At 45.4% G+C, this 11,742-nt stretch carries 2 protein-coding genes and 6 pseudogenes; 1 reads left to right on the top strand and 7 read right to left on the bottom strand.

The features are described from left to right. Window positions 1–52: 52 nt before the first annotated feature. Window positions 53–535: pseudogene (locus tag KQI79_RS22490) on the bottom strand (GyrI-like domain-containing protein); the annotation flags it as partial. A 389-nt stretch (window positions 536–924) separates the two neighbouring features. On the opposite strand from KQI79_RS22490, the pseudogene KQI79_RS22485 reads away from it, so the two are divergent. Beyond that, window positions 925–2,161, top strand: a pseudogene (locus KQI79_RS22485) (IS110 family RNA-guided transposase). Between the two features lie 167 nt (window positions 2,162–2,328). Here KQI79_RS22485 and KQI79_RS22480 read toward each other — a convergent pair. The 6 genes and pseudogenes from KQI79_RS22480 to KQI79_RS22460 form a co-directional block, all read right to left on the bottom strand. Next, window positions 2,329–2,697 (bottom strand): annotated as a pseudogene (locus KQI79_RS22480) (helix-turn-helix transcriptional regulator); the annotation flags it as partial. Window positions 2,698–4,181: 1,484 nt separating this feature from the next. Beyond that, a pseudogene (locus tag KQI79_RS28495) lies at window positions 4,182–4,439 on the bottom strand (IS110 family transposase); the annotation flags it as partial. Window positions 4,440–4,666: 227 nt separating this feature from the next. Then, complete coding sequence (locus tag KQI79_RS22475; protein ID WP_216540552.1) at window positions 4,667–6,406, bottom strand: methyl-accepting chemotaxis protein; 1,740 nt, start codon at window positions 6,404–6,406, stop codon at window positions 4,667–4,669. A gap of 297 nt (window positions 6,407–6,703) precedes the next feature. Next, window positions 6,704–7,636 (bottom strand): annotated as a pseudogene (locus KQI79_RS22470) (ISLre2 family transposase); the annotation flags it as partial. Between the two features lie 68 nt (window positions 7,637–7,704). Next, window positions 7,705–8,297 (bottom strand): annotated as a pseudogene (locus tag KQI79_RS28490) (ATP-binding protein). Window positions 8,298–8,350: 53 nt separating this feature from the next. Next, window positions 8,351–11,710, bottom strand: coding sequence for a leucine-rich repeat protein (locus KQI79_RS22460; protein WP_216540551.1), 3,360 nt, complete (start codon window positions 11,708–11,710; stop codon window positions 8,351–8,353). Window positions 11,711–11,742: the final 32 nt, after the last annotated feature.

The raw sequence follows: 11,742 nt of genomic DNA, 5'->3' as shown, positions 1-11,742 counted from the left end.
ATTGGACTTTTCGTTACTCTATAAACAATCCTTCTATTATTGAATATGTAAGTTACTTTGGGATAACAGGGACCCAGAGTTCGTGTCTTGGGTTATGCTTCGGACCGTAATAACATTCTATACACGGTAAATTTGCAAGTTCATACTCGGAGGTAGGGACCCACTCGGAATATAAACGTTTCCACGCATCTACTATGTTCGGAAAAACTGCCCATGTACTTGCGGGAATAATAAGCGTCTCCATATTTGCCGGGGATTCCCCATCGTATCTTACGCCCATGAAATAGGAAAACTCTTCATCTGTTATGGCAGCTTCTTTTCCACAAACCCCCAGAAGACCTTCTAACGTGCATTTTGGATTTTCCCATGACATCTCTTTTAGTTTTTGCATAAATCCATCTTTTTTGGCGGTGTTCCAAAGTGTAGGAATTATTTTAAATGCTCTACTTGTTTTTACTGGCTTACTTTTTCCTACAATTCTTAATTTAAAATCAAGGTTTTCAATTCTGTAATCCATCACGGTATCTCCTCGTATAGTATTTCTTGAAAGCAGTTTTGAGTTAATTTCCAGCCCCGGTGGGGCTGGAGGCCCGCCTTCGGAAATTCCAGCTTGTTCTTTGAAAATTGAATTTGGGACTGGACTTTCCGGCATGTCTCTGGACAATGGATCTTAGGGTCCATTCGGGGAAATTCTTTCATCTCCTGTAGTCCGTCTACATTTAAAGTCTGTTTCTCCGGTACTCGTCTGAGCTTCTTACCCGCTGGCTGTTCCCTTCGGCACCCCATGCCCGACTGTAGCAGTGTCGGGGCAGCTCATGGCCCGAAGTGTGTCCTCATATGCGAGGGTGATTGATCTGCGAGTGCGCCGGAGGCATCCCGGAGAGTCTTATTCCCTGAATCCCTTATAGAAAGGAGGAATCTCAATTGAAGCTTTTTGTCGGTATTGACGTCAGTTCACAAGAACTGGAAGCGTGTTTCATGAATTCGGACGGCGACAAGGTTGAGGCGCTGAAGGTGAAGAACGATTTGCATGGCGCTTCCCACCTGCGCGACCGCATTGTTGCCGTGGCGGACAAGCTATCATCTTCCGAAATCCATATCGGGCTTGAAGCGACCTCGGTCTACAGCTGGCATCCTGCGATGTATATGCACGAGGACGCGGCGCTCAAGGGCCAAAGTGTTTACCATCAACGCGAAGCTGGTCAGCAAGTTCAGAGAAGCATATCCGGATATGGACAAGACCGATCGCCTCGACGCCTGGATCATTGCAGACCGTCTGCGCTTCGGCAGACTGACGACGACCATCGTGATGCAGGAACAATACGTTGCCTTGCAGCGACTTACCCGTATGCGATTTCATATGGTCCACAGCCTGACACGTGAGAAGCAGTACTTCCTGCAGAACCTGTTCTACAAGTGCAATGCCTTTACGTCCGAAGTCGAAAGTTCCGTATTCGGGCATGCCATTCTGGAGATGCTCTCAGACCAATATAGCCTGGACGACATTGCGACCATGGATGTCGCGGAGTTGGCTGACTATCTCAGAGACAAGGGGCGCAATCGCTTCCCTGACGCTGAGAACGTCGCTCGCTGCATTCAGAAGGCCGCCAGAGCCTCTTATCGGCTGTCCAAGGTTGTTGAGGATTCCATTGACCTTGTGCTGGGCACATCCATTCAGACCATTCGAAGCATTCAGTCTCAGCTCAAGGATCTGGACAAGGCAATCGCGCGGATTCTGGAAGGTATTCCAGGTGCTCAATGCCTGAAATCCATACCCGGCATCGGCAAGGTCTACGCCGCCGGCATTCTCGCTGAACTAGGCGACATTGAACGCTTCAGCGACCAAGCCGCCGTGGCCAAGTACGCTGGCCTGGTGTGGCGCAAGCATCAGTCCGGCCCATTCGAAGCCGAGGATACCAAACGCATTCGATCCGGCAACTGATTCCTTCGCTACTACCTAGTTGAAGCTGCCAACTCGGTGAAAAACCGCGATGAAGAATTCGGCGATTACTACCGGAAGAAATATAAGGAAGTTCCCAAGCACCAACACAAACGCGCCCTCGTCTTAACGGCAAGAAAACTTGTGCGTCTGGTCGATGTGCTGCTACGCAACGGCCAACTCTACACGCCTCGAAGAAAGGTGATGACTGCGAAGGATTAACGCCTCCTTTGCCAAAGTCCTTCACGGATTCCCAGTAATAATCTGGTAATTACCTGGATTTTTCACTGGGCTTGGTTTGATGTGCCCATTTTTCCTGGCACATGTGCTTACCGCCAAGAAAATTTCCAATTCTTACGAATTAGGGGCTTGACATCATACCGCTGGACTTTAATAGAAATTTGGAAGGAAATCCTAGGAAAGGCTTTTAACTGTACCCCTCTATTACGAGCATTGGATGGGGATACTCCATGCATTTTTTGAAAAGCACGCGAGAAAGTATCAGAAGAAACATAACCATATTTGATTGCCAGATCTATGATCCGAATATCGCTCTTTTGAATTTCAAATGCTGCAAGCGTTAATCGTCTTCGTCTAATATATTCTGATAGCGATACACCTGAGATTGAAGAGAACATTCTTGAAAAATGAAACTCAGAACAGTTAGCTGCTTTTGCAATCTCTTTGTAGTCTATTTCTTCATCCAGACTATTTTCAATGTAGTTTAACGCATTGTTCATTCTTTCTAGCCAATCCATAGGTTTACTCCCTTTCAATACTTACTTTAAAACAAAATAGATAATAATTGCCGACATTCCATGCCTAAAAATGTTGGTACAAAAACTATACCTTTTGATTGAATATGGAAAAACTTCATAATAACCTCCATTCTTCATTTACTTTTCATCGCACGAAGCAATTGGCTTACACGACCTTGTGTAATGCCGAGTGTTCGCACACACTCGCTTTGAGACGCCTTCGGGTTGGTGCACATCACCTCGACCAACCTATTTAACGACTCTCCGTGCTGTCTTTTTTTGTTTTGGGGGATAATTCGAAGAAGCTTCCCTTGCATCCCTATTTCCTCCTTATATGCCGCGACGCTTTCCAAATCTCCGATTTGCCGGTCGGGAACCAGTTCTCCCAAACAGGAAGGACAAATAAACCACTCTCGGAAGTAGGACAACCTCTCCGTTGAATTACAAAATAAGCACTCCTGCGTTCGATACTTGCGTAGGATAATCTGCTGGGCCACATCGTCTACAAAAACCTCAACCGGGTCTTTTTTCTTCCAACCCCATCAAGCGCCTCAACTCTATAGGCAATACGATTCGACCAAGTTCATCGACCTGCCGGACGATACCGGTATTTTTCATAGGCTTTTCTTCCCCTTTGTTGCGACTTGAAAAACCGAACAGTTGATATTCCAGAGTCTAAAAACGTTCAGCTTTTTATTCTAAATCCTCCTACAGCCGCGGCGATAAAAGGTCGTTCTGGTCATTCCGACGGATTTCATGGCTGCTGTTGCCGTCAAATGCCATTCCTTCCAAGCATGATAGGCGCTCACGAACTTTTCATCGATTTCGCGCTTCGGCCAGCCGAAGGAAACACCTTCAGCCTATGGTAACTCAAAGAAAAGCGAGGTGATTAGTATGGCCCGCTTAAGAACAGATGTAGTAAGATTCGAGTTTAGACGCAGAACAGGAACTAGAATCAGAATTATCACAGCCGTCCGTATAACGGGTAGTGCTAGACCGTGTAACCGATTCTTTTTGATTGGTAGACGCGTGTTGCCTGCTGAACGCTGTCTTCTTGCCAATGGTTTCCGTCTTGTTCCTTCCAGACGAAATGTTCTCATTTTTGAACGTAGGGTCTAATGGCACGGCTCTAATGTTTAATCCCCTCCGCGCCGCACTTCCACGCTCGTCCCCAAGGAAATTATGTATTTATTCAGGTATCAAGTATGAGGATGAGTACCGGTATCCAGATTCTACGGTAGTGCCTTTCTTTGCCCAATGATAGGATTTGGTCCGGTAGTAGTAACCGGACCAAACCGATATATCTCGAATCGAAGAATACGCATAGGCCGTATTGCTATCTTCGACGCTCGCTCCAAAATAGACATTGATCCATTCCGAGCCTGTCCAACGCTGCAAGGTGAGCTGAACGCCAATTTTATCCACACGGAAAGTTCCATAATTCTCGCCCCATATGTTGATTTTTTGTTTCCCTTGATCAGTTGCAGAAATTCGGCCAGTGGAAACCAGTGGTGTCCGGTTTGCTCGATGCCCAAGATAAAGTCTGTCTTGGCGTATTGCCGCTGAAGCTCCTTCATCCACGAAACGAGTTTCGTCAGACCAGAATGGTCATTGCTGAACACGCAGTCCTTGCCAAGCTCGATTCCGCGGAAATCGACAGCTCTGACAACATGCGATTTTTCTCAATATGCGGTTATTTGTTGAATCCGTTGATTCTGTTTTTTCGATTGCTTATACTTCATAGTGGAGAACCTCCTGTACGGGTAATTGTTCTTTGGGTGGAACGTTTCCCAGAATACTAGAGGCGCTTTTTTCATTCAAAGTTTAAATTACTTCATTACAGTAATGGCTCCTTTTTGTTCTCAAATAAAAATCCCACAGTTCGTGGGAATGAATCAAGATTCAATATTGAGGGGTAATGAAATTCTCCCTCACATAAATATTTGGAATCGTCAACTTATTATCCGCTTCATTTTTTGGAGAGGTCGACTTCTATTTTTGATAAAAGATGAATCACCTTATCTGAAGCTTGTTCAAGTAGTTCTAATGATTGTTCTGCACCAAGCAGATTTCCTTTCTCATAGTGTTCTACTGCTATTTTTGCGTAGTAGTGTACTTCCTTGTGAGGCTCCTCTAGTTCTTTATAAGCATCGCTATTCTTTACAAAGAGAGGCAAATCACCATAATACCATTTGCCTAATCTGCAAGACTCATGGGATGTTACTTGATTCGAATCTATTTTTGATATTCCTAATACCATGTTATAAATCTTCCATTTCCAAAGAAGATGATCCGTTTTGGCTACTCGAACTAAATCATTGGAATTGAGCTTCACATTAATTCCAAAGAATGAATTTCGATATTCGTCCATTTTAATACTTAAATCATAGATAATTCTTGCAGTTTCTTCCGCAACCTTTTGAGTAGATGAACTATGATCATGGATAATGGAATTGCGTTCCGTAATTTCTGTAACCACAGCGGACTGTTCTTCGGTCATTGCGGCAATATGCGAAGTGGAATTGCTTGTATCTTTCATCATCGACACGATTTGTGTAATCACTTCCCGGGCATATTGCGCCCCGGTCACAGTCTTTTCAACAAGATCACCTGTTTGCTTAATCTGTCGAATAACCTGGGCTGACACTTTGCTCAAAGAGTCCATATTTGATGTAATCCGTGCGATTTCTTCTTTTGTATGTTCAGCTAATTTCCGTACCTCCGAGGCAACAACAGAAAAACCTTTTCCCTGTTCACCGGCACGAGCCGCTTCGATGCTTGCATTCAAAGCAAGCAAATTGGTTTGATCTGCGATTTCTCGTATGATCTTGACAACTGCTTGGGTTTGTCCAATTTCGCGGTCGAGCTGATTGACTTGTTCGATGACCTGATGATAGACATGGCCAATCTTACTAATATCATCCAATGCATCATTGATCACTACTTTACTTTGATCTGCCGATTGCACTGCTTGATCGGTTCCTTCAGCCACTCTTACTGCATGGTTGGCAACTTCATGAATGGATGCGCTCATCTCTTCCGTTGCCGCCGTTACACTATAACTTTCCTCTATCTGCCTATCCATCGATACAATCAATTGTTTTGTTGTGTCTAATTGTGTTGTGTGATTGAGTAAATCCGAAACACCAAACAAAAAAGACTTGAATGTTTCTTCCATATACACTTCAACAATAAGTTGTTGATCATAGGCGGCTAACTTTTGTACGGCAAGAACCATCTGTATCATTTGATGTGGCTTATCATGAACCTTTTCCATCAAAATTGATGTCATTAATTGGGTTAACAAATGATGAGCCGAGATAAAGTGTTCTGCTGTCAAGTGTATGCGGCTATGGACTTGACCAATGAGAATTCTTGACATAATATAATCATTATTAATTTCTCCATGAAGAAACTGGTCTAAGTACCGCTCCATCGTTTGTCGCAGTCGATCTATTGTGGAATGTTCAAGGATAATTTTCTTTAAATGATCGATGGATTGAAGATTTTCATAAAAATGATTAACGAGTTTAGCTTTATATGGTAACAGAATATGGGCAGCTTCTCTTACATGATTTAGTGTATCTTGATTAATACCTAGAAACACCAGTCTTTCTTTGGCTCGGTCACCTACCTGAGATATATCTGTCGAACGTGAAAAATTAATATAGTCATTCCAGGATTTTGTTTTTTGCGTGAAGATCCTCATGTGATCCCCCTATGTTCATGCCGTGTTTGATTTAGTATTTTTTTATTTTCTGTGTATTTTTCGGTGGATAAAAACTTACTTTTGAAATTGTAAAGTCGAAGTAGGCAATATTGCCCAAAATTATATAGACTTTACTTGTTAAGTCAATATACTAAAATTCTTTTTCAGTGTCAAGCTAGCGGGGGCAGTAGTCAGTGTCAAGTCTGTGTGGGCAATTCATTAAGGGAACAAAACGAACTTTATAAAGAATCTTTGCCCCTGTAAGCGCTTTTCCTTGATCGTTCTCCAAAGAGATATTTACCTAAATTTGCAAGCTTGCCATTGAAGCCCTTTAAGAGCCATTCCCGTTGTGCTGCTTTGCTTCGGTCCTTGCAATATGCGAATCATTCCAGCGATACAACCCTTGACCAGTTGCGTCACGTTCTTGAGCAATTGCCGCATGTTTATCGGCTGCTGCGACGTTGCCTGCTTACTCGCTTGTCCTACAAACGTTCTTACCACCCTGCCGTCTTCTTGAATCCTCATCATCGTCCTCAGCATCGCCCTGACGCCTTGATCACTCCAACTGTACCCGCCACTCTTCGTACGCTTGGCGAATATACGCATTTGCGATTCTGCGCTTCCCATCGGGCGCATACCGCTTGTGTCGGTCCCCTTCGCCTGGATTGATTTTCGGTAGTCGTCCAAATGCTTCCATGCCGCTTTAGAAAGCTTTTATAAGGTTTCCAATCCTTCCGGTTCTCTTCCCGCTATCTCTTGCTCCGACACGCCTTCCAGAACCGCCATAAGCGTGGCTGCATCCTTTTTGGCCAAAACTGTCTCACGGCCTCCTACACCTGCGGCAAATGACCGACAAAGCGTTTCAAATCACGCGCCACATGAAAGCGGTCCAGCATATACAGACATTGTTGAAAGCAGGATGTACATTCCCCGATCCACGCCGCCCCGTCTCCGGTCACCACAAGCCACGTGTTCGCGTCAATTTCGTAACGCTCCGCCAGAAAGTCCCCGAATCCTTCCCAGAAGTCGCCGCCGCTCTTATGCAGGTATTGCTGTTTGTTCTTCAGCTGTACCCGCTTGCCGCTCTCCCAGCCTTCGTGTACGACTGCGATTGCGTTCTCCATCCCGCGCTTTTTGCTTCGCTGCAGCTTCGTGTTATAGCCCATCCACTTCCACGAACAGTACACGGGCAGCGCGTCGTTTCACCGCTGGCATCGGCTGTTGCGCACGACTTTTGAACAGTTATAACTTGCATAAATGGTCTGTTGGTGCTTCAAACGGTAGCTATCACCACTTAATTAAATGACCTCACTCTTATGCAGAATACGATTCAGGATGGCAGCCGTTCGCCTGATCACTCAGTAATTCACCCAAATCCCCTGGTCCTTTATTCGAAGTAAGTATGATTGAGGTTTGGCCATTTACAGCTTATTCACACCGAAAGTATAAATTTGCTTCATTACGGTCCATAGCCATAAACATCAGATCATCCAGAATCACTAGGATCAGAGGTATAAATCCGCCGGAGTTTGTACTGTGAGAATCGAGAAATCTCTTTTGTCTTCAATAGCTGGATTAAATTATCCATAGCCACAAAGCTCACTTTGTAGCCGTTTTTTAACGCCTCCGTGCCTAATCCGATGGCTATGTGCGTTTTTCCAACTCCGGGAGCCCGAGCATTGTAATTCTGCTCAAGCCATAAGAGCTCCCGAAGCTGTTGAAATTGGCGTTAGCATAAGGACGGCAGTTCCTCAAGCCGAAACTCATCATGCGTCTTAATCTCAGGGAACGACGCCCATTTATACCGCCTAGCAAGTTGTTTCTCTTCTCGGCGAACCAAAATGAGGCTACGACCCGAGAGGGAGAAGACCCACTTACAAGTTTCTGACAAAACCAAGTGTTTAAGTGGAACTGGATGAACTGCCCTCGCACTTGTTGGATTGCTTATTTACCTCTTTCGATCATACGCAGTAATATCACCGCCGCTTCGGCACGAGTTGCCTTTTCGTTCGGCACGAAGCGATTCCCGCCACGACCATCGACGATGCCAATCCCACGAATCGCTTCCACAGCGCCTTTCGCCCACTGGGGGATCGCTTCGTCATCAGCAAAACCAGTTGCGGTTTCGGCCTTAAGCTGCAGTTTGAGCGCTCGGGCAATCATGACCGCCATTTCTGCTCGGGTGATCTGCGCATTCGGTCGGAAGCTACCATCTCCATATCCGCTAACAATGCCCGTTTTTTCTGCTTTGGCGACCGATTGCTTCGCCCATATTCCGATTTGATCTTGATCAATGAACGTTAGTGTTGCGCCTTCTTCCTCCAACTGCAAGGCACTAGTCAACATCACCGTAAACTCTGCCCGGGTGACGAAATGGTTCGGTTTGAACGTTCCATCCGGGTAACCACTTACCATGCCTTTCGCCGCGGCACGTTTGATGTTGGTCTCTGCCCAGTGCCCGGCAATGTCGATAAAATGGACTTCCGGTTCGGATGGCTTTGGCGTTTTGCGGTGAATGTGCAGCGTGTATTCCTTCTTAATTCCATTCTCCGCCTGTACCGTCAACACAAACGTATTGTCGCCTTCATCCAGATTTACCTTGGTTCCATCAGTAATGACTTTACCCTTCAGTATCACTTTGGCTGAAGAGTGCGCCTCTTTTGCTACAATCTCGACTTGCTCAGCTTCTGTACGGGCTTTATAATCTGTCGTTCCCGAAGCAAATGATGGACTGAGCTTTAGCTTCTTGCCACCCACCCATACTTGCAGATCAACAAGATCAGCATTGCCCGATAACGTGTGGCCGCCTCCGAACCCCCCACCTGAACCGCCTCCTCCGCCACTCGATGATCGGGCGGTTGTTTCTTGCTTGCTGAGCGGCGCACTCTCATTACCCGCCGCATCATAAGCCGTGACTTTGAACGTGTAGGATGAATTAGCAGTCAAACCATTGATCATGGTTCCATTTACATTACCGCCTACCGTACCATGCTCGGTTCCGTTGACATAGATTCGGTAGCCCGCTACTCCTACGTAATCTGTTGCACTTGGCCATGTGAGTTTCAAGCTCGTCTGTGTAATATCCGACACGGTCAGTTCGCTACCATCTGGCCATCTCGGAGCTTCGGTGTCCGGGTCGTGCTGCTCTGTTTTTGGTGTTACTGGGTTTGATGGCACCGACGGAACCGAGTTTCCTTTCGCATTTGTCGCCACTATCGTAAACGTATATGTCGTACCGTTCGTCAAGCCAGTGACGATAATCGGGCTTGAGTCGCCGCTCTGTGTGATTGGCGTTGCTGTTCCGTTCACCCAGGCAGTGACGCTGTAACTTAGGATAGGGCTGCCTCCATCATTCTCTGGCCCATGGAAGCTGACCTTCGCTTGACCGTCTCCCGCCTCCGCAGTTACATTTAGGGGTGCGCTGGGTACTGAAACAATAGGTACGGCAACAATAAAACTCGTACTTGTTGCATCAAGCGTGTTATTTCTTGCGTTCATTACCTTGTTTCCAGCCACATTAATCTTATATTCGCCATCAGTTAACGTACTGTGAAACTTGAATGTATATGTAAAACTGGCTTCATCATAGCTGGCTGCATAGTCTGAAAAAATCACACCGTCTTTTTCCATGCTCAGGAGTGCAAGCGCATTGGAAGACGTCAAAGGGGATCCATCCGTTACCCAATACACAGCTTCACTCACTGACATATGAACAGTGGTTGGAGGCGCAGAGAAGATCTGATGATCCATAAAGTCGAAGATTACGACGGGCTTAGTTGTGTCGTACATAACGCTTAATACAGAGGAAGTTACGTTTCCGTTTCCTGCTGCATCAATTGCCGCATTCGCTACAATACGCGCGGTCACCTCCTGGCCGCTTGTAAAAGGTACGATAGTGGCCATATAGGTGGCCTCATTAACTTTTACAAGATTGGAAACCATGCCGTTCGTAACTTCAATACCGTTCTCTGAGAAACCGATTACGGGTTCACTAAAAGTGATCGTAATAGAAAAAGCAGCGTTAACCGTTCCACTTGCTGTAGTAGACAAAACAACTGTCGGCAATGCGTCCCACTTCGCATGTAATGTGATATCCGATGTCACTCTATCCACCGCAAAGTTCCACTTGGTCATGAAGTCTTCGTCCAAATACCATCCCTCAAATGCATAACCTGGCTTGGTTGGCGCGTTTGGTTCACTTGCTAGCGTATTGTGAGCAAGCACTTGTGACGGTATTACACTGCCTTCTTTCGTGTCAAAAGTGACAGTATGACAAGCTTGCTCCCATTTGGCATATAAGATAACATCTTCTTCTTCGATTCTGACTCTACTATTTACGGCATAATCTGCGCCGCTGCCATCAGGAGCCGTATTCCATCCATCAAAACGATAACCCGGTCGTTCCAGCAATCCTGTATTACCTAACACCGTTGCCTCGTCCCATCTTACATACGATTTGTCGTCAACAGGAACGTCTCCGCCCGTGTGGCCATTTCCGTCATAAGCTACCTTCATCTTTAACGGCTCAAAAAGATAACCATTGGTTAAAGCAAATTTTTGCGCCGGCGACTCGCTGTGCCCATAAACCGTTAATTGGGATCCAACTTCTAAAATAGAATCTCGCCTCAACTGGGTTGCAGCTGAAAGAATCGTTACCTCTGTTAGCGGATTCGCTGAAAATGCGTGAGACCCTATTTCGGTTATATGTTTCGGAATCGTTATCGAAGTCAATTTATTGTCAACAAAAGTATGATTAGGGATTTTAGTCATACTTTCCGGAAAGGACACCGAAGTAATTTCGTTATGCCAGAAGGCAAACTGATCCATGGTCTTAATTCCGCTTGGAAATGACACACTTGTCAGTTTATTATAGCTGAATGCCGAAAAACCAATATGTTCCAGGCTGTCAGGCAGAGTAATATGGCTAATCTGATTGTAATTAAAAGCATGATTGCCAATTGAAACTAATCCGCTTGGCAATTTTACATTTTTAAGAACACGACACAGTTCAAATGCTTCAGTTCCAATACTCGTGACCGTGTCTGGAAGCGTTACTCCAACAATATAAGCGTAACGAAAAGCTCTATCCCCAATAGCGGTTACAGTTTTACCGCCTAGCCGCTCTGGAACTACCACATGATTATCAGGTTTAACTGGGTCATGATAATAGGTAATCGTGACCGTGCCATCCGCATTTTCAATCCATTCAAAATCACTTTCTGCCGCATGGACATGAAGTCCAGCTAAAAGGAGAACACAAAAAAGTAACGCACTAAAAAAAACGAATCGAATAAGCCTCATCATACAAAGTTCAGCCCACCTATTCATAAAATATT

The sequence above is a fragment of the Paenibacillus sp. MSJ-34 genome (genome assembly GCF_018918005.1).
GTDB lineage: Bacteria > Bacillota > Bacilli > Paenibacillales > Paenibacillaceae > MSJ-34.
This window is presented reverse-complemented; position numbering and strand designations above follow the sequence as displayed.